Source organism: Streptomyces sp. NPDC005004, from assembly GCF_053600675.1.
On sequence record NZ_JBSGAH010000035.1, the window covers coordinates 1 to 23,626 of the forward strand.

General features: G+C 72.3%; 27 protein-coding genes and 3 tRNA genes. 7 read left to right on the top strand and 23 right to left on the bottom strand.

Annotation, left to right across the window (positions count from 1 at the left end):
- The first annotated feature begins 129 nt into the window (after positions 1-129).
- Positions 130-1,170 carry an adenosine deaminase gene (locus ACWEEU_RS29690; protein WP_451736596.1) on the top strand — a complete coding sequence of 347 codons (1,041 nt, stop codon included), beginning with the start codon at positions 130-132 and terminating at the stop codon, positions 1,168-1,170.
- 17 nt (positions 1,171-1,187) lie between these two features.
- On the opposite strand, the gene ACWEEU_RS29695 is transcribed toward ACWEEU_RS29690, so the two are convergent.
- Positions 1,188-1,784, bottom strand: a complete 597-nt coding sequence (locus ACWEEU_RS29695; protein WP_385750915.1) for a TetR/AcrR family transcriptional regulator — start codon at positions 1,782-1,784, stop codon at positions 1,188-1,190.
- A gap of 142 nt (positions 1,785-1,926) precedes the next feature.
- Between ACWEEU_RS29695 and ACWEEU_RS29700 the strand changes: the two genes are divergently transcribed.
- Positions 1,927-2,559, top strand: coding sequence for an NAD(P)-dependent oxidoreductase (locus tag ACWEEU_RS29700; protein ID WP_451736599.1), 633 nt, complete (start codon positions 1,927-1,929; stop codon positions 2,557-2,559).
- Between the two features lie 12 nt (positions 2,560-2,571).
- On the opposite strand, the gene ACWEEU_RS29705 is transcribed toward ACWEEU_RS29700, so the two are convergent.
- The 6 genes from ACWEEU_RS29705 to ACWEEU_RS29730 all read right to left on the bottom strand — a co-directional run bounded on the left by ACWEEU_RS29705 (position 2,572) and on the right by ACWEEU_RS29730 (position 5,169).
- On the bottom strand, positions 2,572-3,627 hold the full coding sequence (locus ACWEEU_RS29705) for a UDP-N-acetylmuramate dehydrogenase (protein WP_451736602.1): 1,056 nt from the start codon (positions 3,625-3,627) through the stop codon (positions 2,572-2,574).
- Positions 3,628-3,717: 90 nt separating this feature from the next.
- Positions 3,718-4,146: a MaoC family dehydratase gene (locus ACWEEU_RS29710; protein ID WP_018543888.1), complete on the bottom strand. Its 429-nt coding sequence runs from the start codon at positions 4,144-4,146 to the stop codon at positions 3,718-3,720.
- Positions 4,147-4,152: 6 nt separating this feature from the next.
- Entirely contained in the window at positions 4,153-4,605 is a 453-nt protein-coding gene (locus ACWEEU_RS29715; protein WP_451736605.1) for an FAS1-like dehydratase domain-containing protein, read from the bottom strand.
- 121 nt (positions 4,606-4,726) lie between these two features.
- Positions 4,727-4,891 (bottom strand): 50S ribosomal protein L33, encoded by a 165-nt coding sequence (gene rpmG, locus ACWEEU_RS29720; RefSeq protein WP_003948671.1) that lies wholly within the window; start codon positions 4,889-4,891, stop codon positions 4,727-4,729.
- Between the two features lie 86 nt (positions 4,892-4,977).
- Positions 4,978-5,050: transfer RNA gene (locus tag ACWEEU_RS29725), tRNA-Met, on the bottom strand.
- Between the two features lie 46 nt (positions 5,051-5,096).
- Positions 5,097-5,169: transfer RNA gene (locus ACWEEU_RS29730), tRNA-Thr, on the bottom strand.
- 309 nt (positions 5,170-5,478) lie between these two features.
- On the opposite strand from ACWEEU_RS29730, the gene ACWEEU_RS29735 reads away from it, so the two are divergent.
- Both ACWEEU_RS29735 and ACWEEU_RS29740 read left to right on the top strand, forming a co-directional pair.
- Positions 5,479-6,732, top strand: coding sequence for an amidohydrolase family protein (locus ACWEEU_RS29735; protein ID WP_385750907.1), 1,254 nt, complete (start codon positions 5,479-5,481; stop codon positions 6,730-6,732).
- Positions 6,733-6,821: 89 nt separating this feature from the next.
- The gene (locus ACWEEU_RS29740; RefSeq protein WP_385750905.1) at positions 6,822-7,478 is read left to right on the top strand and encodes an SDR family oxidoreductase; all 657 of its coding nucleotides are present in this window, start codon (positions 6,822-6,824) and stop codon (positions 7,476-7,478) included.
- Positions 7,479-7,533: 55 nt separating this feature from the next.
- Here the strand turns inward: ACWEEU_RS29740 and ACWEEU_RS29745 are convergent, their stop codons facing one another.
- Positions 7,534-7,746 (bottom strand): hypothetical protein, encoded by a 213-nt coding sequence (locus ACWEEU_RS29745; RefSeq protein WP_356096446.1) that lies wholly within the window; start codon positions 7,744-7,746, stop codon positions 7,534-7,536.
- Positions 7,747-8,146: 400 nt separating this feature from the next.
- Here ACWEEU_RS29745 and ACWEEU_RS29750 point away from each other — a divergent pair, with 400 nt between their 5' ends.
- Complete coding sequence (locus ACWEEU_RS29750; RefSeq protein ID WP_451736610.1) at positions 8,147-8,746, top strand: lamin tail domain-containing protein; 600 nt, start codon at positions 8,147-8,149, stop codon at positions 8,744-8,746.
- 195 nt (positions 8,747-8,941) lie between these two features.
- On the opposite strand, the gene ACWEEU_RS29755 is transcribed toward ACWEEU_RS29750, so the two are convergent.
- Entirely contained in the window at positions 8,942-9,856 is a 915-nt protein-coding gene (locus tag ACWEEU_RS29755) for a GNAT family N-acetyltransferase (RefSeq protein WP_451736613.1), read from the bottom strand.
- 86 nt (positions 9,857-9,942) lie between these two features.
- Positions 9,943-10,024: transfer RNA gene (locus ACWEEU_RS29760), tRNA-Tyr, on the bottom strand.
- A 226-nt stretch (positions 10,025-10,250) separates the two neighbouring features.
- Between ACWEEU_RS29760 and ACWEEU_RS29765 the strand changes: the two genes are divergently transcribed.
- Positions 10,251-10,739: a YajQ family cyclic di-GMP-binding protein gene (locus ACWEEU_RS29765; protein ID WP_385751423.1), complete on the top strand. Its 489-nt coding sequence runs from the start codon at positions 10,251-10,253 to the stop codon at positions 10,737-10,739.
- A gap of 147 nt (positions 10,740-10,886) precedes the next feature.
- A complete protein-coding gene (locus ACWEEU_RS29770) occupies positions 10,887-11,147 on the top strand; it encodes a hypothetical protein (RefSeq protein ID WP_161180989.1) in 261 nt (86 codons plus the stop codon).
- A 27-nt stretch (positions 11,148-11,174) separates the two neighbouring features.
- Here the strand turns inward: ACWEEU_RS29770 and ACWEEU_RS29775 are convergent, their stop codons facing one another.
- The 13 genes from ACWEEU_RS29775 to ACWEEU_RS29835 all read right to left on the bottom strand — a co-directional run bounded on the left by ACWEEU_RS29775 (position 11,175) and on the right by ACWEEU_RS29835 (position 23,457).
- A complete protein-coding gene (locus tag ACWEEU_RS29775) occupies positions 11,175-11,441 on the bottom strand; it encodes a GlsB/YeaQ/YmgE family stress response membrane protein (RefSeq protein WP_018543880.1) in 267 nt (88 codons plus the stop codon).
- A gap of 139 nt (positions 11,442-11,580) precedes the next feature.
- Complete coding sequence (locus ACWEEU_RS29780) at positions 11,581-11,973, bottom strand: YccF domain-containing protein (protein WP_356096451.1); 393 nt, start codon at positions 11,971-11,973, stop codon at positions 11,581-11,583.
- A complete protein-coding gene (gene htpX / locus ACWEEU_RS29785; protein WP_385747585.1) occupies positions 11,970-12,833 on the bottom strand; it encodes a zinc metalloprotease HtpX in 864 nt (287 codons plus the stop codon). The genes ACWEEU_RS29780 and htpX overlap by 4 nt, the downstream gene beginning before the upstream one ends.
- A gap of 156 nt (positions 12,834-12,989) precedes the next feature.
- Positions 12,990-14,516, bottom strand: a complete 1,527-nt coding sequence (locus tag ACWEEU_RS29790) for an NADH-quinone oxidoreductase subunit N (RefSeq protein ID WP_451736618.1) — start codon at positions 14,514-14,516, stop codon at positions 12,990-12,992.
- Complete coding sequence (locus tag ACWEEU_RS29795; protein ID WP_451736621.1) at positions 14,513-16,087, bottom strand: complex I subunit 4 family protein; 1,575 nt, start codon at positions 16,085-16,087, stop codon at positions 14,513-14,515. Before ACWEEU_RS29795 ends, ACWEEU_RS29790 begins: the two co-directional genes overlap by 4 nt.
- Before the next feature lie 6 nt (positions 16,088-16,093).
- Positions 16,094-18,127, bottom strand: coding sequence for an NADH-quinone oxidoreductase subunit 5 family protein (locus tag ACWEEU_RS29800; protein WP_451736624.1), 2,034 nt, complete (start codon positions 18,125-18,127; stop codon positions 16,094-16,096).
- The gene (gene nuoK, locus ACWEEU_RS29805; RefSeq protein ID WP_361117919.1) at positions 18,124-18,486 is read right to left on the bottom strand and encodes an NADH-quinone oxidoreductase subunit NuoK; all 363 of its coding nucleotides are present in this window, start codon (positions 18,484-18,486) and stop codon (positions 18,124-18,126) included. The genes ACWEEU_RS29800 and nuoK overlap by 4 nt, the downstream gene beginning before the upstream one ends.
- A complete protein-coding gene (locus tag ACWEEU_RS29810; protein ID WP_451736627.1) occupies positions 18,486-19,142 on the bottom strand; it encodes an NADH-quinone oxidoreductase subunit J family protein in 657 nt (218 codons plus the stop codon). The genes nuoK and ACWEEU_RS29810 overlap by 1 nt, the downstream gene beginning before the upstream one ends.
- Complete coding sequence (locus ACWEEU_RS29815) at positions 19,139-19,762, bottom strand: NuoI/complex I 23 kDa subunit family protein (RefSeq protein WP_385747594.1); 624 nt, start codon at positions 19,760-19,762, stop codon at positions 19,139-19,141. The genes ACWEEU_RS29810 and ACWEEU_RS29815 overlap by 4 nt, the downstream gene beginning before the upstream one ends.
- Entirely contained in the window at positions 19,762-20,730 is a 969-nt protein-coding gene (locus tag ACWEEU_RS29820) for a complex I subunit 1/NuoH family protein (protein ID WP_385747596.1), read from the bottom strand. Before ACWEEU_RS29820 ends, ACWEEU_RS29815 begins: the two co-directional genes overlap by 1 nt.
- Positions 20,727-22,421: an NADH-quinone oxidoreductase subunit C gene (locus ACWEEU_RS29825; RefSeq protein ID WP_451736632.1), complete on the bottom strand. Its 1,695-nt coding sequence runs from the start codon at positions 22,419-22,421 to the stop codon at positions 20,727-20,729. The genes ACWEEU_RS29820 and ACWEEU_RS29825 overlap by 4 nt, the downstream gene beginning before the upstream one ends.
- Complete coding sequence (locus tag ACWEEU_RS29830) at positions 22,418-23,038, bottom strand: NADH-quinone oxidoreductase subunit B (protein WP_451736635.1); 621 nt, start codon at positions 23,036-23,038, stop codon at positions 22,418-22,420. The genes ACWEEU_RS29825 and ACWEEU_RS29830 overlap by 4 nt, the downstream gene beginning before the upstream one ends.
- Entirely contained in the window at positions 23,029-23,457 is a 429-nt protein-coding gene (locus ACWEEU_RS29835) for an NADH-quinone oxidoreductase subunit A (RefSeq protein ID WP_199587014.1), read from the bottom strand. Before ACWEEU_RS29835 ends, ACWEEU_RS29830 begins: the two co-directional genes overlap by 10 nt.
- Between the last annotated feature and the right edge of the window lie 169 nt (positions 23,458-23,626).

The window sequence follows — 23,626 nt, forward strand, 5'->3', positions numbered from 1 at the left end:
TTTGGTGCCGCCCTGTGCGGGGGGCCCCCCCCCGTTCTTGTGGCCCCCCCCCCCGCTTCTGTGTGCGAGCAAGCCCACTAAAGGGGAACCCGCTACCGGTGTGACGCACGAGTGCGGCAGGATCTGGGGATGGAGCGTGTACGTGATGTCTCTGAGCTGCCGAAGGCCCATCTTCATCTGCACTTCACCGGGTCGATGCGGCCGGGGACCGTCCTCGAGCTGGCCGACAAGTACGGCGTGCGCCTGCCCGACGCGCTCTCGGAGGCGCTGACCAGCGGCGAGCCGCCGAGACTGCGGGCCACGGACGAGCGCGGCTGGTTCCGCTTCCAACGGCTGTACGACGCGGCGCGCTCGTGCCTGCGCGAGCCGGAGGACATCCAGCGGCTGGTCCGTGAGGCCGCCGAGGAGGACCTGAGGGACGGCTCCGGCTGGCTGGAGATCCAGGTGGACCCGACGTCCTACGCCCCCCGCCTCGGCGGTCTGATCCCGGCCCTGGAAGTCATCCTGGACGCGGTGGAGACCACCTCCCGCGACACCGGACTCGGGATGCGGGTGCTGGTGGCCGCGAACCGGATGAAGCATCCGCTGGACGCGCGCACGCTGGCCCGCCTCGCGGTGCGGTACGCGGACCGGGGCGTGGTGGGCTTCGGGCTCTCCAACGACGAGCGCCGGGGCATGGCCCGCGACTTCGACCGGGCCTTCCACATCGCCCGCGAGGGCGGCCTGCTGGCGGCGCCGCACGGGGGCGAGCTGACCGGACCGGCATCGGTGCGGGACTGCCTGGACGACCTGGACGCCTCCCGGATCGGGCACGGCGTGCGCGCGGCGGAGGACCCGCGGCTGCTGAAGCGGCTGGCGGACCGGGGCATCACCTGCGAGGTCTGCCCGGCCTCGAACGTGGCGCTCGGGGTCTACGAGAAGCCGGAGGACGTCCCGCTGCGCACCCTCTTCGAGGCGGGCGTCCCGCTCGCGCTGGGCGCCGACGACCCCCTCCTCTTCGGCTCGCGCCTGGCCGCCCAGTACGAGATCGCCCGCCGCTACCACGCCTTCACGGACGCGGAGCTGGCCGAGCTGGCCCGCCAGTCGATCCGCGGCTCGGCGGCCCCGGAGGCGAAGAAGGAGCGGTTGCTGGCGGGCGTCGACGACTGGCTGACCCGGCCGGCGGTCTGAGGCAGGGGGCCACGGCCTCAGACGGCGATGCCGCTCAGCACGGTTCGGACCATGCGGGCGGCGAAGTCGTCCACGGGGGGCCGGGTGCCGTCGGGGCTCGCGTCGTAGGCGAAGGCGCGCTGGACGCAGGCGCCGAGCAGGAGCAGGGCGGCGGCATAGGTGTCGGCGTCGGGGCGGACGCGGCCGAGTTCCTGTTCGCTCCGCAGATAGGCGTCCAGTCCTTCGATGGGCACGTGAGGGCCGGAGCCGAGGGTGCGCAGGGCGTCGTCGTGGCGGCGTTTGAGCTGCTGCTCGGCGTAGAGGGACGCGGCGATCGGGAAGCTCTGCTCGTAGAAGAGGGCGGCTTCGCGGGTGATGTCCGTGAGGTTCTGCTCCAGGGTGCCCTGCCCTGGCGCGGCCGTGAGGCCGGACAGCAGCGGGGTGAGACCGGGCAGCCGCTCGTGGAGGACCTGGACGAACAGGTCCTCCTTGCTGTCGAAGTACTTGTAGAGGGCCGCCTCGGAGCAGCCGGCCGCCTTGGCGATCTCCTTGGTGGTGGCGCGGGCGAGGCCGACGGTGAGCATCAGCTCGTGGGCGGCGTCGAGGATGCGGACGCGGGCCGGCTTCGTCTGCATGTGTCGTCCAATCGTCCTTGACGAACAGGTGAGTGTTTACCCACTCTAGAAGGGACGGAGGTGAGTGAATGCTCACCCACCCCGGTGCCGAGGTGTGGGCGCCGAGGTGTGTCCGAGGAGGGGAAGAGGAAGGGAAGACGCCATGAAGCTCACCGTTTTCGGTGCCACCGGCGGCATCGGTGGCGAGATCGTCCGGCAGGCTCTGGAGGCCGGACACGAGGTCACGGCTGTGGTCCGTGACCCGGCACGGCTGACCGTCACCGGCGAGCGGCTCGACGTGGTCCGCGCCGATCTGTCCGACTCCGAGGCGCTGCGCCCCGCCGTCGCGGGCCGGGACGCGGTGCTGTCGGGGCTCGGCGCGCGCACGCGCAAGGACGCCGGGGTGACCGCGCCGCTGACCCGTACGGTCCTCGGGGCGATGGAGGCGGAGGGGGTGCGCCGCCTGCTCGTGGTGACCGCCGCTCCGATCGGTCCCGCTCCGGAGCGGGAGAGCGCCCTGGACCGGGGGATGCGGCGCGTGGTGTCGGCGGTCTTCAAGGACATCTACGCCGACCTGCGCGAGACGGAGGCCGGGCTTGCGGCGAGCGGCACCGACTGGACCGCCGTACGGCCCCCGAAGCTGCTGGACAAACCGCTCACCGGCCGCTACCGCGCGGTCGTCGGCGGCTTCCCGCGCGGCGGCCGCTTCATCGGGCGCGCGGACGTGGCGCACGCCATGCTGACCATGATCGGCGACACGGGCACGGTCAAGCAGGGCGTCGGGGTCGCCCACTGACCCCGGAGGCCGTCAGAGGCTGACGCCCACCGTCACCGGCTCGTTGACCAGCGTGACGCCGAAGGCCTCGCGGACCCCGGCGACGACCTCGCGGGCCAGGGCGAGCAGGTCCTCGGTGGTGGCCTCGCCGCGGTTGGTGAGGGCGAGCGTGTGCTTGGTGGAGATGCGGGCGGGGCCCGTGCCGTAGCCCTTGGTGAAGCCCGCCTTGTCGATCAGCCAGGCCGCCGAGGTCTTCCGGTGCCCCTCCCCCGCCGGGTAGGCGGGCGGCTCGACACCCTCGCCCAGGCACTCCCGTACGCGCGCGTGGAACGCGGCGAACTCCTCCTCAGTGAGGATCGGGTTGGTGAAGAAGGACCCGGCGGACCAGGTGTCGTGGTCCTCGGGGTCGAGCACCATGCCCTTCCCGGCACGCAGCCTCAGCACGGTGGCGCGGGCGTCGGCCAGCGGCACCCGGTCGCCGACCTCGACGCCGAGCGCGCGGGCGGTCTCGGCGTACCTGACCGGCGCGGACATCCCGTCGGCGTCCTCCAGGCCGAAGCGGACGCGCAGGACGACGTAGCGCTCGGGGTCGGCCTTGAAGCGGCTGTGGCGGTAGGAGAAGCCGCACTCCTCGCCGCTCAGCACGACGGTCTCCCCCGACCGGCGGTCGTAGGCGACGACCTCGGTGATCGTGGTGGCGACCTCCTGGCCGTACGCGCCCACGTTCTGGATCGGGGTGGCGCCGGCGGACCCGGGGATGCCGGCCATGCACTCGATCCCGGCGAGTCCGGCCTCGACGGTGCGGGCGACGGCGTCGCTCCACACCTCGCCCGCGGCCAGCTCCAGAGTGGTGCCGCGCAGCTCCAGGCCGCGCGTGGCGATGCGCAGGGCGGTGCCGTCGAAGCCCTTGTCGCCGATGACCAGGTTGGAGCCGCCGCCGATGACGAGCAGCGGGGTGCCGTTGTCGTCGGCCTCCCGGACCGCGTCGATCACCTCGGCGTCGGTGACGGCGGTGACCAGCCGGGTGGCGGGGCCGCCCAGACGGAAGGTGGTCAGCGGGGCGAGGGGAGCGTCGTGGAGTACGTGCACGGGCACAGACTACGAGACCCGGTCAGCGGTAAGGGGCGCCCGCCATTGCGAACGCCCCTTACTCACCGCTCACGCGGGCGGTGGTGACCCTCAGGCCAGCCGGACGACCGCCCGGGACATGCCCAGGACCTTCTGGCCGCCGCTGGTGGCGACGAGGTCCACGCGGACCGTGTGGTCGTCGAGCTTGGCCGCGACCTTGGCGGAGACGTGGATCTCCGCGCCCTTGTCGTCGTCGGGCACGACGACCGGCTTGGTGAAGCGGACGCCGTACTCCACGACCGCGCCCGGGTCGCCGGTCCAGTCGGTGACCACGCGGATCGCCTCGGCCATGGTGAACATGCCGTGCGCGATGACGTCCGGCAGGCCCACCTCCTTGGCGAAGCGCTCGTTCCAGTGGATGGGGTTGAAGTCCCCGGAGGCGCCCGCGTAGCGCACGAGGGCGGCGCGGTCCACGGGGAAGGTCTGGGCGGGCAGCTCGGTGCCGACCTCGACGTCGTCGTAGGCGATCTTCGCCGTCATCGGTGCTCAGCCCTCCTCGGCCGCGCGGGCCACCAGCTTGGTCCAGGCGGTCACAACGTGCTCGCCGGCCTCGTCGTGCACCTCGCCCCGGATGTCGAGGATGTCGTTGCCCGCGAGGGACTTGATGCCCTCGATGGTGGAGGTGACGGTGAGCCGGTCACCGGCGTGCACCGGGCGGCGGTAGGCGAACTTCTGGTCGCCGTGTACGACGCGGCTGTAGTCGAGGCCGAGCTGGGGGTCCTGGACGACCTGTCCGGCGGCGCGGAAGGTGATGGAGAACACGAAGGTCGGCGGGGCGATCACATCGGGGTGACCGAACGCGCGGGCGGCTTCCGGGTCGGTGTACGCCGGGTTGGCCTCACCGACGGCCTCGGCGAACTCGCGGATCTTCTCGCGGCCCACCTCGTAGGGCGCGGTGGGCGGGTACGTACGCCCCACGAAGGACTGGTCGAGCGCCATGGCCCGGAACCTCCTGGTCTAGCTGCGGCATCGGCTCGCGTGTCCGGGTACGACACGTGAGATAAAACGACATGAGGCCGCCCCCCGTGTGTCTGGGGGCGGCCTCATGTACGAGCCTGATTTATCGCGTCTCGCGGTGCGCGGTGTGCGCGTTGCAACGCGGGCAGTGCTTCTTCATCTCCAGTCGGTCCGGGTTGTTACGCCGGTTCTTCTTGGTGATGTAGTTCCGCTCCTTGCACTCCACGCAGGCCAGCGTGATCTTCGGGCGGACGTCGGTGGCAGCCACGTGAGTGCTCCTAGGACGAACGGATGGGTTTAACGCAAGAAAGAGTAGCCGATCGAAGGACCGACCCCGCAATCGGCTACCGTGCGTAGCGGTGACCGGACTTGAACCGGTGACACAGCGATTATGAGCCGCTTGCTCTACCGACTGAGCTACACCGCTTTGATGAGATCCATTCCCGTCTCGCGACGGGAACTTCTCACATCAGAGCCCCAAAACGGAATCGAACCGTTGACCTTCTCCTTACCATGGAGACGCTCTGCCGACTGAGCTATTGGGGCGAGCGAGGAAGACATTACACGGTCCGCCGCCGTTCGCCCAAATCCGTATCCGGCCGCCCGTCCCGGGCACCTCTCCCGCCCCTCGCGCCCCCTCGACGCCCGGCCGGGACCGGCCCGCGGCAGGCGGCTGACCTGGGGTGACCACGCCGGTACGACTAATGCGGCCTCCACGGCCCGCGCGGACGGCGACCCTACGCTCGGGACTACTCAGCGTGATCTTGAGCCGCGGCCCCCCGCGGCTTCCGTCCCGTTCCGTCGCCCCGCTCCCGTCGTTCCGTTCCGTCGCTCCGTCCCGGCCCCTGGAGACCGATGCCCGACAGTCATCCGCAGCCGCCGAATCCGTCCGAGCCCCCCGACCACCCCGAACCGGCCGCGCTCCTGCTGTGCGGGGCCCGGTTGACCGACGGCCGGACCGTGGACGTGCGGGTGTCGGGCGGACACATCGAGGCGGTCGGCACGGCCGGCAGCCTGGCCCCAGGCCCGACCGGCGTCGTCTCCCGCGTCGACCTCGGCGGCTATCTGCTGCTGCCCGCCCCCGCCGAACCGCACGCCCACGCCGACACCGCGCTGAGCGCCGAGCAGCCCGGCCCGGTGTCCTACGCCCCCGAGGACGTCCAGCGCCGGGCCACCGAGGCGGCGCTGCTCCAGCTCGGGCACGGGGCGACGGCAACCCGCGCGCACGTCCGGGTCGGCGAGGAGCGGGGGCTCGGCGCGCTGGAGGCGGTCCTGCAGGCCCGGCGCTCGCTGCGCGGGCTCGCTGAGCTGACGGCGGTGGCGATGCCCCGGCTGCTGACCGGTACGGCCGGGGCCGACGGACTCGCGCTGCTGCGGGACGCGGTGAAGATGGGCGCCTCGGTGGTGGGCGGCTGCCCGGACGTGGACCCGGACCCCACGGGGTACGCGGCGGCGGTCCTGGAACTGGCCGCCGAGCACGGCGCCCCGGTGGACCTGCACACGGACGCCGCCGACCCGGCCCGCCTCGCCCGGCTCGCGGCCATGGCGGGCGGCCTGCGCGCCGGTGTGACCATCGGCCCCTGCGCCGGGCTCGCCCGGCTGCCCATCGAGGTCGCGCGCCGCGCGGCGGACCAGCTCGCGGCGGCCGGGGTGACGGTGATGTGCCTGCCCCAGGGCGTCTGCGGCGCCGCGGACATCCGGGGCACGGCGCCGGTACGGCTGCTGCGCGCGGCCGGGGTGAAGGTGGCGGCGGGCAGCGGCGCCATGCGGGACGTGGCCAACCCGGTCGGCCGGGGCGACCCGCTGGAGGCGGCGTATCTCCTCGCCTCCACGCACGGACTCAACCCCGAGGACGGCTACGCGGCGGTCAGCGCATCGGCGCGCACCGCGCTCGGGCTGCCCGAGGTACGCGTGGAGGCGGGCTTCCCCGCCGAACTCCTCGCGGTGCGCGGCGACCGGCTGCCGGGCGCGCTGTCCCTCGCCTACAGCCGGATCGTGGTGCACCGGGGGCGCGTGGTGGCCCGTACGAGCGCGGTGCGGGAGTACTGCAACTCGGCGGCGGCCGAGGAGTTGGGGCTGCCCCGGCAGGGGCGGGGGAAACTCTCGTGAGGGACGGGCGTACGGGTCGCGGGCGTGTCGCGGCGGGTGGGGGTCCACCCGTTCGGCGGATGGCGGGCGGCGGGCGTACGGTCGAATACATGCGCATCGTCATCGCTGGAGGGCATGGTCAGATCGCGTTGCGGCTGGAGCGTCTGCTCGCCGCTCGCGGGGACGAGGTGGCCGGGATCATCCGTGCCCCGGGGCAGGCCGACGACCTGCGGGCGGCCGGTGCCGAACCGGTCGTGCTCGACCTGGAGTCGGCGTCCCTGGAGGAGGTCGAGGCGGCTCTGCGCGGCGCGGACGCGGCGGTGTTCGCGGCCGGCGCGGGGCCGGGCAGCGGGACAGCCCGCAAGGAGACGGTGGACAAGGGCGCGGCGGTGCTGTTCACCGACGCGGCGGTGCGCGCGGGCGCGCGGCGGTTCGTGATCATCTCCTCGATGGGCGCGGACCCCGCGCACCCCGGTGACGAGGTGTTCGACGTGTATCTGCGGGCCAAGGGCGAGGCGGACGCGTACGTCAGCCGGCAGGAGGGCCTCGACTGGACGATCCTGCGCCCCGGTTCGCTGACCAACGAGCCCGGCACCGGCCTGGTGACCCTCGCGGCGCACACCGGGCGCGGGTCGGTCCCCCGGGACGATGTGGCGGCCGTGCTGGCGGAGTTGGTGGAGTCCTCGGCGACGGCGGGGCTGACGCTGGAGCTGATCTCGGGGTCGACGCCAGTGGCGGTGGCGGTGAAGTCGGTGGCAGGCGGCTGAGGCGGCGCGTGGCCGCGGCTCGCCCGTCGAGGCGGCCGGCGCGGGCGCCGGGGCCTCAGAAGAGGGGCAGTTGGCCGGGGAACTCGGGTACGGCGTAGCCGTCCAGGGTGGGCTGCGCGGCGCCGATGTGGGCCTGGCTGCGGGAGCCGGAGCAGGAGACGAGTTCGCCGTGCTCACGGGCGCCGGGCGGGTCGTGACGGGCGAAGCGGCCCGCGACGACGGCGATCTCGCGGCGGCACACGGGACAGGTTCTGCGGCGGGAGGACATGCCGTCAGTCTGCCCCGGGCGTGGGCGGGCGCACCGGTCAGGGGCGCGTGCGGTGGCTGGCGAGCGCCGTTTCGTCACGCACCTCTGTTACTCACTTTCGGGTGACGGCGCCTCGGCGGCCGGGGTGGCGCGATGTGGCGGAATACGCCCCGAACCCAGTGATCACAAGGGTTCCGGTTCTCCAAAGCGGTCAACTCGGTGCATTTTTCCTATGAATGGACGTTACAGGTAAGAGTCACAGATACATGCTCGATCGGTAACGCGGTTCACGTTTTCCCCACATCACATCCGCATCCCGGACAAGGTGTGGATGCGCGGCCAGTTGGTCGCCCTTCGCACACCGCACGACTCCGTGTACGGCCTCCGTATGCGGATGTGCCCGCACCATGCAGGAGAACCTGTGACTGCTTCAGCTTCCGTGACCGTTCGCCGCCTGGCCGCCGTCGCCATCGCGGCCGGTGCTCTCGTCGGTTCGGTGGCCCTGCCGGCCTCCGCGGCGGACGCCCGCCCGCACCGCGCGGACGTGCAGATCAGCCGTGTGCAGTACGACTCCCCCGGCTTCGACAACGGCTCCAACCGCTCGCTGAACAACGAGTGGGTCGAGCTGACCAACAACTCCCGCCACCGGGTGAACCTCGACGGGTGGACGCTCTCGGAGGGCCGGCGCGGTGTCACCTACACCTTCCGCCACTTCAGCCTCGGTGGTCACGCGACCGTCCGCGTCCACACGGGCGTCGGCCGTGACACCTTCGGTGACGTCTACCAGGACCGTCGCAACTACGTCTGGGACAACAACCGCGACACCGCGACGCTGCGCGACGACGACCGGCGCTTCGTCGACGACGCGTCGTGGGGCGGCCGCGGCGGCCGCGGCGACGACCGCTGGCACGGCCGCGACCACCGAGGTGACGACCGCGGTCACGGACGCGACCACCGTGGCGACGACCGTGGCCACCACGGCGACGACCGTGGTCACGGCCGCGACGACCACCGCCGCTGACCGTCTCTGACCGTTACCCTGCTCCACCCCGGGTGGCGCGGCAGCCCTCGGAGGGCTGCTGCGCCACCCGGCGTTTCCCCGGCCGGGCCCCGGACGGTCGCGGCGGACTTCAGTCCGCACCCAACTCCGCGTGCGGGACCTCCGGCCGGTACGCCAGCTCCCTCTACCGGCCCGGCGGCAGCGAAGGAACGTCGACTACGCGCCAAGGTCCTTGCGGAACACCGTGGAACTGTGACGGACCGTCATGCCGACGCGCAGGTAGAGGTCGAGGGCTCCGGTGTCCGAGTGGGTCCACAGGGTGCAGGCGTCGAGGCCCGCGTGATGGAAAGCACGGAACGTGTGTCGCAGCAGGAGCCGGGCGATGCCGCGACCGCGGTGGTCGCGCCGTACGGCGACCTGCTCCACGTACCCCTCACCCGTGCCCGGCACGTCCAACGCCAGCGCCGCGCCCACCAGTTGGTCACCGGCGAAGGCCAGGGCCGACCGCCCGGGGGCGAACGCGGACCGCTCCACGGTGTGGGCCGCCCACTCCTCGTAGGACTGGCGCCGCTCCTGCCACTCGTCGAACGCGTCCTGGACGAGGACGTGCGTGGCGGCCGCGTCACCGGGCCGGAAGGACCGCACCGTGATGCCCGCCAGAGGCTCCGGCACCGACGGCTCGGCCGACAGCGGGAACTCCAGCAGCCAGGCCGTCACCAACGGCTCGTACCCGTGCCCCCGCAACAGCGCCACGGCCGCCGTGTCCGCGTCCGGCACGGTCTGCACGACGCGGGCGACCCCGGCCTGCCGGGCCCGAGCCACCGTCCAGCCGAGCAACGCCGCCCCCAGCCCCCGCCCCCGATGCTCCGGATGCACGTCCACCTCGGACCGCCGGTCCACCCAGGCCCGCGCGACGAGCCGACCGGCGCCGTCCAGCACGACCACGGTGTCCGACTCCGCCACCAGCCCCGGCCGCACGAGATCGGCGGCCACGGCCCCGACGTCACTCTGCCCCCGCCCGTACACCTCCCGCTCGCACTCCAAAACCAGCGCGTGAATCGCCGGAACGTCGTCGACGGTCGCGGGCCGGGAGCGGTAACCGGCGGGCAGGGCGGGGACGAGGGGGGTCATCGGCGGAGAGTAGCGAATTGCCCGCGGATACGACGAAGGGCCCGTGACCTGCTGAGACAGCAGGTCACGGGCCCTTCGTTCCCGTGTGGCGGCGCCAGGATTCGAACCTGGGAAGGCTGAGCCGGCAGATTTACAGTCTGCTCCCTTTGGCCGCTCGGGCACACCGCCGGGGGGTGTTGGTTCGGGAGGGCCGCTGTCGCGGTGCTCCCTGGCAACGACGTAAACAATACCCGATGCGGAGGGGTGCTTCGCCACCCGGTTGATCTCCGCCCCGAGGGGGGCGGGGTGGCTAGGCTGGTGCGGATGCGGCCCGGCAGGATGCCGGGCGCGGCGGCCGTCGCCTCCTGGGCCGGGCCGCACTCGATTCGCACCCCGATGCAAGGAGCCACAGGACATGGCCGACTCCAGTTTCGACATCGTCTCGAAGGTCGAGCGGCAGGAGGTCGACAACGCCCTCAACCAGGCCGCCAAGGAGATCTCGCAGCGCTACGACTTCAAGGGCGTGGGTGCCTCGATCTCGTGGTCCGGCGAGAAGATCCTCATGGAGGCGAACTCCGAGGAGCGCGTGAAGGCCGTTCTCGACGTCTTCGAGTCCAAGCTGATCAAGCGTGGCATCTCGCTGAAGGCGCTGGACGCGGGTGAGCCCCAGTTGTCCGGCAAGGAGTACAAGATCTTCGCCTCCATCGAGGAGGGCATCTCCCAGGAGAACGCCAAGAAGGTGGCGAAGATCATCCGTGACGAGGGTCCCAAGGGCGTCAAGGCCCAGGTCCAGGGCGAGGAGCTGCGCGTCAGCTCCAAGAGCCGTGACGACCTCCAGGCCGTCATCGCGCTCCTGAAGGGCAAGGACTTCGACTTCGCCCTCCAGTTCGTGAACTACCGGTGAACCGGTTCGACCTGAACTAACGGTGAGCCGGGCGGCCGGCGAGGTCTTCCTCGCCGGCCGCCCGTCGTCCGTGCCCGTGCCCGTGCCGGCGCCCCTACCGGCTTCGTTTCCGTCGCCACAAGCCCCGTCATGTGCGATCGTTCCGGCATGAGCAGCGACTACGACCGGGTCCGGACCGGGATCGAGTTCATGACTGCCTACGTCTCCGGGGACGAGCTTCTGACGGAGTATCTGGGCGAGCGCCGGCGCGAGGACCCCGCTGCCACGGAGACGCTGCTGGACGGCACGGCCGCCCTGTGCGCCGCGCTGTTGCAGACGCTGGCACGTACGACGAGGCGGTCCGAGCACGAGATCCTGCAGGAGCTGGCCCGCGGCACCCACCGCCGCGAGCAGCGGTCCGGTGACTGACGCGGCCCGGCGCACGCCGTCGGCAGGTCAGTCCCGTGAGTTTCCGAACAGCACCCGGTACAGGATCAGCAGCACCAGCGAGCCTCCGATCGCCGCCGCCCAGGTCGCCCCGTCGTAGAAGTGCTTGCTGATCGGGTGGTCGAGCCAGCGGGACGAGATCCAGCCGCCGATGAAGGCGCCCGCGACGCCGATCAGGGTGGTGCCGATGAAGCCGCCCGGGTCGCGGCCCGGGAGCAGGAGTTTGGCGATGGCGCCGGCCAGCAGGCCCAGGATGATCCAACCGATGATGCTCATGCCGAGTTACCTGCCCTTCCGCGCTGCCCCCTCACTGTCCGACCGCTGAGAATTCGGTGAGGACCATACGGGTGAGGAGACAAGGGGTACGTCTTCCGATTCGTCCGGGAAGACGCCGTCCGGGCAGGTGACGGTTGCGTCAGCGCGCCGCGAAGGGTTCGTCCGTGCGCACGATCTCGCGGCCCAGCGGCAGCAGCGAGACCGGGATCATCTTGAAGTTGGCGATGCCGAACGGGATGCCGATGATCGTCAGGCACAGCGCGACGCCGGTCGTGATGTGGGCCAGCGCCAGCCACCAGCCCGCCAGGACCAACCAGAGGACGTTGCCGACGCACGACGGCGCGCCCGCGTCGTGGCGCTCGATCGTGGTGTACCCGAAGGGCCACAGGGCGTAGACGCCGATGCGGAAGGCGGCTATCCCGAAGGGGATGCCGATGATCGTGACGCACAGCAGCAGGCCCGCGAGCAGGTAGCCCAGGAAGAGCCAGAAGCCGCTCAGGACCAGCCAGATGATGTTGAGGAGTGTCTTCACCGGTTTCGACCTGCCATCTGTTCCAGTCGGGCGATGCGCTCCGCCATCGGCGGGTGCGTGGAGAACATCCGCGACAGCCCCTGACCAGGGCGGAACGGGTTCGCGATCATCATGTGGCTCGCGGTCTCGATGCGCGGCTCCGGAGGCAGCGGCAACTGCTGCGTGCCCGTCTCCAGCTTGCGGAGCGCCCCGGCGAGGGCGAGCGGGTCGCCGGTGAGCTGGGCGCCCGAGGCGTCCGCCTCGTACTCCCTGGAACGGCTGATGGCCAGTTGGATGAGGGTGGCGGCGAGCGGGCCGAGGATCATGATCAGCAACATGCCGAGCAGGCCGGGGCCGTCGTCGTCGTCCGAGCGGCCGACGGGGATCAGCCAGGCGAAGTTCACCAGGAACATGATCACCGAGGCGAGGGCGCCGGCCACGGACGAGATGAGGATGTCGCGGTTGTAGACATGGCTCAGCTCGTGGCCGATGACGCCGCGCAGCTCGCGCTCGTCGAGCAGGCGCAGGATGCCCTCGGTGCAGCAGACGGCCGCGTTGCGCGGGTTGCGGCCGGTGGCGAAGGCGTTGGGGGCCTCGGTGGGCGAGATGTACAGGCGTGGCATGGGCTGGCGGGCCTGTGTGGACAGCTCGCGCACCATCCGGTAGAGCCCCGGCGCCTCGAACTCGCTGACCGGGCGGGCGCGCATGGCGCGCAGGGCCAGCTTGTCGCTGTTCCAGTACGCGTACGCGTTGGTGGCCAGCGCCACCAGGACGGCGACGATCAGGCCCGTACGCCCGAAGAGGCTGCCGATGACGATGATGAGCGCCGACAGCCCCCCGAGGAGTACTGCGGTCCTGAGCCCGTTGTGCCGGCGGTGCACGGTGCGCCCTCCAAGTCGTGCAGCGAACCCTTCGGTCCAGTGGACCCTCCCGCACTGGTCAACGCCAGGCGGCGGCCGCGAGTTCCCAGGTGCGGGCGGGGTGCCGTACGTCCGTACGGGTGGGGCGGGTGGCTCCGCACGGGTGGGGCGGGTGCCTCAGAACAGGTTGGCGGCGGCGAAGCGCAGGACCAGTTCCGGTGCGCCGGACAGGGCGACGCCGACGACTCCGGTGAGGGCGAGGGCGAGCGTGAGGGGGGCGGGGACGTGGTGGCGGGCCGGTTCGCCCTCGGGGTCGCGGAAGAGCAGGGCCGTCCACCTCAGGTAGTAGTACAGCGCGATCACCACGTTGACGGCCATGACGACGGCGAGCCAGCCGAGGCCCGCGTGCACGGCGGTGGAGAACACGGTGACCTTGGCGAAGAGGCCGATGACGCCGGGCGGCAGTCCCGCGAGGCACAGCAGGAAGAAGGCCAGCAGGAGCGCGGTGACGGGGTTGGTGGCGTACAGGCCCCGGTAGTCGGCGATCCGGTTGGCGGAGCGCGTACGGCCCACCAGGGCGGCCACGGCGAAGGCACCGAGGTTGACCGCGCCGTACATGAGCGCGTACGCCACGGTGGAGCCGATGGCCTGGCGGGGGTCGCGGGTGTGTCCGGCGGCGGCGATCGGTACGAGGAGGTAGCCGGCCTGGCCGACGGAGGACCAGGCGAGCAGCCGTACCGCGCTGTACGCGCGCGTGCCGTTCTGGCGCAGGGCGCCGACGTTTCCGGCGGTCATGGTGAGCGCGGCGAGGATCGCGAGGGCGGGGCCCCAGACGTCGGCGTACGACGGGAAGCCGAGCACGGTGACGAGGATCAGGCCGGAGAAGCCGACCGCCTTGCCGACGACCGAGAGGTAGGCGGCTACGGGCAGCGGCGCGCCGACGTAGGTCTCGGGCACCCAGAAGTGGAAGGGGACGGCGGCCGTCTTGAAGGCGAAGCCGATCAGGGTGAGGACGACTCCGGTCTGGGCGAGGACGTGGAACTGTCCGTCGACGTGGGGCAGCCGCTGGGCGATCTGGCCGAGGTAGAGGCTGCCGGTGGAGGCGTAGACGAAGCTGACGCCCATCAGGCTGACGGCGGTGGCGGTGACCGAGGAGAGGAAGAACTTCAGGGCCGCCTCGGCGGAGCGCCGGTCGCCGTGCCGGATGCCGACGAGGGCGAAGGCGGGCAGCGAGGCGACCTCCAGGGCGACGACCAGGGTGGCGAGGTCGCGGGAGGCGGGCAGCAGGGCGGCTCCGGCCGCCGAGGACAGCAGCAGGAACCAGAACTCCCCGGCCGGGACGCGCCGGTGCTCGTCCTTGAGCCCGGTCATCGAGAGCAGGGCCGTGAGGAGGGCGCCGCCGAGGACGAGGAGCTGGATGGCGAGGGTGAAGTGGTCGGCGCGGTAGCTGCACGCGCGCGCGGCGCCGGTTCCCGCGCAGAAGGTGCCGCGGTCACCGTCGAGCAGGGGCAGCAGCATGAGCCCGGCGGCGGCCAGGCCCGCGACGGAAACCCGTCCGAGGAGTGGTTTGCGGCGCTCCGGCAGGAAAAGGTCGGCGACGAGCACCACGAGGGCGGTGACGGCGGCGATGACGGGCGGCGCGATCGCGAGCCAGTCGACGGACTGGACCGCCGACTGGGCGAGCGGCTGGGCCAGGGCGGTCATCGGATGCCTCCCGCGAGGAGCTGCTGCACGGCCGGGTCGGTGAGGCCGAGCAGGGACCTCGGCCAGAGTCCGGCGACGAGGGTGAGGACGACGAGCGGGGTCCAGGCGGCCAGCTCGTAGCCGCGTACGTCGGTGAGTTCGGGCAGGTCGCGCCGCATGTCGCCCATGCAGACCCGGCGGACCACGACCAGCAGGTAGGCGGCGGTGAGCAGGGTGCCGAAGGCGCCGATCGCCATGAAGACGAGGTAGGCGCCGCGGTCGAGGCCGGCGGCGGGCCGGAACGCGCCGAACAGGGAGAGCATCTCGCCCCAGAATCCGGCGAGCCCGGGCAGTCCGAGCGAGGCGACGGCGGCGAAGGCGAGCAGTCCGCCGAGGCGCGGGGCGCGGCCGTAGAGGGCGGCGCCCGTGTGCTGGGCCAGGGTGTCGAGGTCGGTGCTGCCGGTGCGGTCCTTGAGGGCGCCGACCAGGAAGAACAGCAGACCGGTGATGAGGCCGTGGGCGATGTTGGCGAACAGGGCGCCGTTCACGCCGGTCGGGGTCATCGTGGCGATGCCGAGCAGGACGAAGCCCATGTGGCCGACGGAGGAGTAGGCGATGAGCCGCTTGAGGTCGCCCTTGGCACCGGGTCTGGCGAGGTTGAGGCAGGCCAGGGAGCCGTAGACGATCCCGACCACGGCGAAGGCGGCGAGGTAGGGCGCGAAGACGTGGAAGCCCTGGGGTGCCTCGGGCAACAGGATGCGGACGAACCCGTAGGTGCCCATCTTCAGCAGGACGCCGGCGAGGAGGACCGAGCCGACGGTCGGGGCCGAGGTGTGGGCGTCGGGGAGCCAGCTGTGCAGGGGCCACATCGGGGTCTTCACGGCGAGCCCGAGCCCGATCGCCAGAACGGCGATGACCTGCACGGATGTGCTCAGGGACCGGCCGTTGTCGGTGGCGAGTGCCACCATGTCGAACGTGCCCGCCCTGATCCCGATCAGGAGCAGGCCGAGCAGCATGATCACGGAGCCGAGCAGCGTGTACAGGATGAACTTCCACGCGGCCCTGCTCCGGCCCTCGCCGCCCCAGCGGGCGATGAGGAAGTACATGGGGACGAGCACGGTCTCGAACGCGAGGAAGAAGAGGACGAGGTCGAGCACGGAGAAGGAGGCGAGGGTACCGCCTTCGAGCAGCAGGACCAGGGCGGTGAACGCCTTCGGGGACGGGCCCGTGGGCGGCTTGGAGAAGGAGTAGAGCGCGCAGAGGAAGGTCAGCAGCGCGGTCAGGACGACGAGGGGGAGCGAGATGCCGTCGATGCCGAGGTGGATCCGCACATGGAGGGCGGGGATCCAGCTGATGTCGGTCTGGGCCTGCATCCTCGACGGGTGGTCGTGGTCGAAGCCGAGCGCGAGGACGATCGCGGCGATGAGGACCACGCCGGTCACGGTCACGCCGTGGCGGAGCACGGCCTGGTCGGGGGACTTCCCCTTCAGCCCGGGCGGGGCGGGCAGGAGAGCGGCGGCGGCGCCCAGAAGCGGGGCGACGACGATGAACGCCAGAAGAAACTGCATCACTGACTCGTTGATACCGATCACGCCCGCTCACGCTCCCGAGGCGACGAGGAGGACGGCGACCGTCAGGACGACGGTGCCGGCGAGCAGCGCGCTCACATAGGTCTGGACGTTGCCGGTCTGTGCCCGGCGTACGGCGGCTCCGAGGAGCCGGGGCAGGGCGGCGGCGCCGCGCACGTAGGTGTCGACGACCTCGCGGTCGAGGAAGCGGACGAGGCTCGCTCCGGCGAGGACCGGGCGGACGAACAGCGCGGAGTACACGGCGTCCAGGTGGAAGCCGGTCGCGGCGGGCTTGAACAGCGGGCCGAGCAGGACGCGCGCGGGGTCCGCCGGGTCGGGCGCACGGGCGATGTCGCCGTAGGCCGCCTCGTGCGCGGCGATGGCCTCGGCCTCCACCTGGCCCGCGTCGCCCTCGGGGTGCGCGGCGACGGCGCCCAGGGGCACGCGGGCGGCACGGGCGGAGGTGCGCTGCCAGACGCCGTAGGTGAGCAGTGCGCCGACGACGGCGAGGCCGGTGCCGAGGACGGAGGTGAGCAGGGTGGGCGCGAGGCCGCGGCCGTCGAACCAGCCGGGCAGCGTGCGGTAGGCGAGCGCGCCGAAGGCCAGCGAGGGCACGGCGAGCACCCAGAGCACCACGGTCATGGTGAGCGGTTCGCGGGTTGGGGTCTCCCCTGCTCGAACGGAGTTGAGAGCTTGGGGAAGGGCGGGGGCCTCGGCGCCCCGGCCGCGGAAGGCGAGCAGCCACAGCCGGGTGGCGTAGGCGGCGGTGAGCAGGGCGGTCACGAGACCGGCGACGAGGACGATCCAGCCCGCGGCGCCGGGGACGGCGCCGTCGTGCCCGGTGGCGGTGTGCTCGGCGGCGCCGAGGACGGACTCCTTGGAGAAGAAGCCGCTGAACGGCGGGATCGCGGCGAGCGCGAGCAGCGCCACGGTCATCGTCCAGAAGGCGTCCGGGACGCGGTCGCGCAGATGGCTCATGCGGGACATGGCGGCGAGCGAGTTGGTGCCGGCGGCGTGGATGACCACACCGGCGGCGAGGAACAGCAGCGCCTTGAAGGCGCCGTGCGCGAGGAGGTGGAAGACGGCGGCACCCCGGTCGCCGACGGCGAGGGCGCCGGTCATGTAGCCGAGCTGGCCGATGGTCGAGTAGGCGAGGACGCGCTTGATGTCGTCCTGGGCCAGCGCGGAGAGGCCGGAGCCCACCATGGTGACGGCGGCCATCACGGCGAGGACCACCATCGCGGCGGCGGACGCCTCGAACACGGGCAGGAGACGGGCGACGAAGTAGACACCGGCGGCGACCATGGTCGCCGCGTGGATCAGCGCGGAGACCGGCGTGGGGCCCGCCATCGCGTCCGGGAGCCAGGTGTGCAGCGGGAACTGCGCCGACTTGCCCGCGACGCCCGCGAGGAGCAGCAGGGCGATCAGGGTCGGGTGGTCCAGCCCGCCGTTCGCCACGGTGGCGAGGACGCGGGTGATGCGGAAGGACCCGGCGTCGGTGCCGAGCGCGAACAGGCCGATCAGGAACGGCACGTCGCCGAGCTTGGTGACGAGGAACGCCTTGAGGGAGGCGGCGCGGGCCTCGGGCGTCTCCCAGTAGTGGCCGACGAGGAAGTAGGAGCAGATGCCCATGACCTCCCAGCCGACCAGCAGCACGATCAGGTCGCCGGAGTAGACGACGAGAAGCATGGCGGCGGTGAAGAGGGAGACGAGGGCCGCGTACGACGGGTAGCGGGGGTCCTCGCGCAGATAGCCGGTCGAGTAGATCTGCACGCAGCTCGCGACGAAGGCCACCAGGACGGCGACGAGCGCGGCGAAGCCGTCGATGTGCAGGGCGAGGTCGACCGGGACGGAACCGGTGGGCGTCAGCAGGGTGGCCGCGTCGATCGCCCGGCCGCCGCCCTGGCGGGCCGCGACGAGCGCGGTCAGCACGAGGGAGGCGAGGACGGGCAGTACGGCCAGCGGCCGGACGAAGCCGGGCGCGGTGCGGCCCAGCAGCAGTCCGGCGGCGGCGCCGAGGAAGGGGAGGACGGGGACGAGGGCGGCGAGGGTGATCGTGGTCACGCGGTGGCCTCAGCCTTCTCGGCCCCCGGGGCGGCGTCGGGGCCCTCGGCGGTGTCGCGGAGCCGGTCGATGTCGGAGGTGCCCCGGTTGCGGTACACGGCGAGCACGATGGCCAGGCCGATGCCGATCTCGGCGGCGGCGATGGCGATGGTGAACAGGGTCAGCGCCTGGCCGGAGTGCAGGGTGTCGCGGGCGGCGCGGCTCAGCCAGACGTCGAAGGCGACGAGGTTGAGGTTGACGGCGTTGAGCATCAGTTCGACCGACATCAGGACCAGGATCGCGTTGCGGCGGGCGAGGACGCCGTAGAGGCCGGTGCAGAAGAGGAGGGCGGAGAGTACGGCGGGATAGGCGAGGTGCATCAGTGGGCGCCTTCCTTCTCGCCGGGGGTCTGGGTGGGGCCCGGGACGCCGGGAGCCCTGGCCGGGCCGGGGGCGGCGGGGGCCTGGTCCTGCTTCTGGTCGGCCTTGGCCTTGCGGGACAGGACGATCGCGCCGACCAGGGCGGCGAGGAGGAGTACGGACAGCGCCTCGAAGGGCAGGACCCAGCCGCGGAAGATGCTCTCGCCGGTGACGCGGGTGGTGCCGGCCGCCGGTCCGTCCAGGTCGATCCAGGTGGCGCGGAAGGCGTCCACGACCACCCAGACCAGCGCGCCCGCGGCGCCCGCCGCGACGGCGAGCGCGGCCCAGCGGTTGCCCGAGTCGGCGTCCGGGGAGCGGCCGATGGGCGCCCGCGTGAGCATCAGCCCGAAGAGGAGGAGGACGACGACGGAACCGACGTAGATGAGGACCTGCACCCAGGCGATGAACTCGGCGGTGAGCAGGAGGTACTCGACGGCGAGGCCGCCGAGCGCGACCACCAGCCACAGGGCGGCGTGCACGAGCTGCCGGGTGGTGACGGTGATCAGCGCGGCGCCGAGGGTGGCGAGACCGACGAGCAGGAAGGCGATCTCCACGCCGGTCGGGGACAGGAAGCCGTGGGGGGCGGCGGCAGCCAGTACGGCCTGGGTGGGGCTCACGACTCTCCCTCCTGCGGGGTGGACTTCCGTGGGGTCTCTTCTTCTCGAGCGGCGGCTTCGTGAGCGGACCCGGCTGCCTGCGCGGACTCCGCCGCCTGTGCGGCGGCCAGTTTGTCGGCGGCCTTGCGGGCGGCGGCGATCTCCTTGGGCTCCTCGGCGTGCGGGTCCAGGGCGGGCGGCGCCGGGACGGTCCACATCCACTCGCGGAGCTTGTCGCGCTCGTGGGTGAGTTCGCGGATGTCGGTCTCGGCGTACTCGAACTCGGGCGACCAGAACAGCGCGTCGAAGGGGCAGACCTCGATGCAGATGCCGCAGTACATGCACAGCGAGAAGTCGATGGCGAAGCGGTCGAGGACGTTGCGGCTGCGCTCGCGCCCGCCGGGGGTGGCGGCGGGGACCGTCTCCTTGTGGGAGTCGATGTAGATGCACCAGTCGGGGCACTCGCGGGCGCACAACATGCAGACCGTGCAGTTCTCCTCGAACAGGCCGATCACTCCGCGGGTGCGGGGCGGCAGGTCGGGCTCCACGTCCGGGTACCGCTCGGTGACGGTCTTCTTCGTCATCGTGCGCAGGGTGACGGCCAGGCCCTTGGCCAGGCCGGAGCCGGGGATGCGGGGCATCAGGAGATCACCACCTTGACGACGCCGGTGAGGGCGATCTGAGCGAGGGCGAGGGGGACGAGGAGGGTCCAGGAGAGCTTCTGGAGCTGGTCCTCGCGCAACCGGGGGTAGGTGACGCGGAGCCAGATCACGAGGAACGCGAGCACCGCGGTCTTCAGCAGGGTCCACACCCAGCCGAGGCCCTGCGCGCCCCAGGGTCCGTGCCAGCCGCCGAGGAACAGGACGGTGGTCAGACCGCACAGCACGACGATCCCGGCGTACTCCGCGAGCAGGAACAGGGCGAACCTCAGACCGGTGTACTCCGTGTACGCGCCGAAGATGATCTCCGAGTCCGCCACGGGCATGTCGAACGGGGGGCGTTGCAGCTCGGCGAGTCCGGACACGAAGAAGACGACCGCGCCGGTGAGCTGCCAGGGCACCCACCACCAGTGGAACGCGCCGACGATCCCGGGCAGCGACACCGTCCCCGCCGCCATCGCCACCGACGCGGCGGCGAGCAGCATCGGCAGCTCGTACGCCAGCAACTGCGCCGCGGTCCGCAGGCCGCCGAGCAGCGAGAACTTGTTCGCACTGGCCCATCCGGCCATCAGCGAACCGAGCACTCCGACGCCCATCACGGCCAGCACGAAGAAGATTCCCGCGTCCACGACCTGCCCGACCGCGCCGCTGCCGGGCCCGATCGGGATCGCCAGCAGCACGAGCAGGTACGGCAGCAGCGCGACCGCCGGTGCCAACTGGAAGATCCGCCGGTCGGCTCCCGCCGGTACGACGTCCTCCTTCTGCGCGAACTTCACCCCGTCCGCGACGAGCTGCGCCCATCCGTGAAACCCGCCCGCGTACATCGGGCCCAGCCTGCCCTGCATGTGCGCCATCACCTTGTGCTCCGTCTGACCCACGATCAGCGGGAACGTGAGGAACACGCCGAACACGATCAGAAGCCGCAGAGCGACGGGCCATACGTCGTTCACCGCGGGTCTCCTGAGGGGTCTTCGGGGGTGGGGGGCTGGGGGGCGGGGTGGTCCTGTGCCTGGTCCGGGGTCGGCTCCGGGGAGGGAACCGCGCCGGACGCGCCTCCCTTGTCCGGAGCCGGGCCGGGCTCGGGGGTCTGGTCGGGCTCGGGTGCCTGGTCCGGCTCGGGGGTCCGGTCGGGGGCCGGGTCGCGGGTCGGCTCCGGCGCCCGGGGCGGGGTGGGAGTCGCGCCGGTCTCCGGTGCGCTGCCCGGGGTCCGACCGGCCTGTGGGGGCTCGTTCGGCTCCGGGGTTTCGTCCGGGGTCGGGTCGTCGAAGGCCGGGCGGGCGTGGTGCCAGGGGGCGTCCGCGCTGCGGGGGGCCGGGCTGCGGCGGGCCGGGGGCTCGGGGGTGGCCGGGTCCGGGCTCTGCTGGGACGCGGAGCCCTGGGACGCGGAGCCCTGGGAGGCGCTGCGCATCCGGCGCGGGCGGCCCGGGGTGCGGGGCTGCTCCCCCGGCGCCTCGGGCGTCGTCGGAGTCTGTGGCGCGGACTCCGGGTCCTGTCCGCCCGTACCGGTCGACTGGCTCACCGAGCCGTCGCTCGCGCTCCGGGTGCGGCGGAGGCGCAAGGGGGCACCTCCGGTGGCCTCGCCTGTCGACGGGGCGTCAGCGGGACCGGCGGTGGTGGCCGTTTCGCCCGCCGGTCCGGCACCGTCGGCGCGGGTGGCCTCGCCGGGCGCCCCGGCGGAGCTGTCGGCACCACCCGCCGATCCAGCCCCGGTGTTCCCAGCCGCCTCCGCCGCTTCCGCGATCTGACTGGCCGAACCCTCCGACGCGGAGCGGGCGCGCCGGACCGGGCGCTCGCCGGTCGTGGGCGCCGCCTGGCTCGCCGAGCCGTCCGCCGCCGAGCGTGTACGCCGCTTCGTCGCCGGAGGCGTCTGGCTCGCCGAGCCCTCGGCGGCCGAACGGGAACGACGCACCGGACGCTCCGCCGGTGCGGAGGCGTCCTGGCTCGCCGAGCCCTCCGACGCCGAGCGCGTGCGACGGGCCGGGCGGTCCGCCGGCGCAGCCTCCTGTCCGGCGGAGCCCTCCGCGGCCGAGCGCGTGCGGCGCGCAGGGCGTTCGCGGGTCGGGGCCGGAGGGAGCTGGCCCTTAAGGGGACCCCACTCGTTCGGGTCCGGGACGCCCGGGGGGAGCATCTGGCGACGCTTGGGGGTGCCGTGTTCCGACTCGCCCGGTTCCTTGGCGCCGGGCCACGCCTTGGCGACGCGGGCGGCGAGGACGAAGTCCTTGCGGAGCGGGTGGCCTTCGAAGTTCTCGGGGAGGAGGAGGTGTTCGAGGCCGGGGTGGCCCGTGAAGTCGACGCCGAACATCTCGTGGGTCTCGCGCTCGTGCCAGGCGGCACCCGCGTAGACGCCGACGGCGGAGGGCAGGACGGGCGCCGCGTGCGGCACGGTCGTACGGACGAGAAGGCGTCGTACCGGGCCCAGGGCCACCACGTGCGCGGAGACACGGAAGCCCGTGCCCGGCTCGTCCACCGCGCTCAGCCAGTCGAAGTAGGTGCAGGTCAGGGTCGTACGGGCTGTTTCCAGGGCGTCGAGCCACGCATCCGGGGCCACGTCCACCGTGAGGACGTCGTACGACTCCTCCGCCGTGGCCCCCGCGCCGAACAGCTCCTCGGCGTCGGCGGGCAGCCAGCCGGTCGTCGTCATCGCGCGTCCCCCTGGACAGGGGCGGCCGGCGGCTTGACCAGACCGCTCTGGAGTACGGCGGCGGAGGGCCTGGCGGAGCCGTACCGCTCGCCCAGCGACTCGCGCGCGATCTTCTCCTGGAGCTTCAGGATGCCCTGGAGGAGCGCCTCGGGGCGCGGCGGGCAGCCCGGCACGTACACGTCGACCGGGATGATCTGGTCGACGCCCTTGGTGACGGAGTAGGAGTCCCAGTACGGGCCGCCGCAGTTGGAGCAGGCGCCGAAGGAGATGACGTACTTCGGCTCGGGCATCTGCTCGTACAGCCGCTTCACCGCGGGCGCCATCTTGTCGGTGACCGTGCCGGAGACGACCATCAGGTCGGCCTGGCGGGGGCCCGGCGCGAAGGGGATGACGCCGAGGCGGATGAAGTCGTGCCGGGCCATCGACGCGGCGATGAACTCGATCGCGCAGCAGGCGAGGCCGAAGTTGAAGACCCAGAGGGAGTAGCGGCGGCCCCAGTTGAGGACGACCTTCATCGGTTCGGGGGCGAGCCGGGCGAGCGCGCCGAGCCTCTTCGGCTCGGGCAGCGGCACCGGCTCGGAGGGGGCGGCGGAGGTCGCGGCCGGGTTCACGTCCATGTCAGGACGCCCTTCTTGTATGCGTACAGCAGGCCGACGGCGAGGAAGCCCAGGAAGATGAACATCTCCACGAGAGTCGTCGCGCCGTAGCCGGGGGCGGCGAAGACCGTCGCCCAGGGGAAGAGGAAGATCGAGTCGACGGCGAAGATCACGTAGAGGAACGCGTACACGTAGTAGCGGACCTGGGTGTGGGCCCAGCCCTCCCCGACGGGGTCGACACCGCACTCGTACGTCATGAGCTTCTCGGGGGTGGGTACGACCGGGCGCAGCAGCCGACCCGCGCCGAAGGCGACCGCGACGAAGAGCACGCCGACGACGGCGAGCAGCCCCACGACCGAGTACGACCCGAAGTACGACCCGGGGTGGTCCGCCGCGAGGCTGGCCGCGGCGACCGTCGAGTCCCCCAACGTCTCCCGCACCGTCCTTCTCCTCGCTCCCTGACCTGTGTGATCCGCGTGCCCTGGGTGACCCCTGGGAACCGCGCGACGTGACGCGATCCGAGGGTCTGTATGCACGGGAGTCTAGGCCCTGGCAAAGGAGCGGTAAGCAGGTCGTCACGCGCTGAGAGGGACCGGGAGGGGCGCGGGG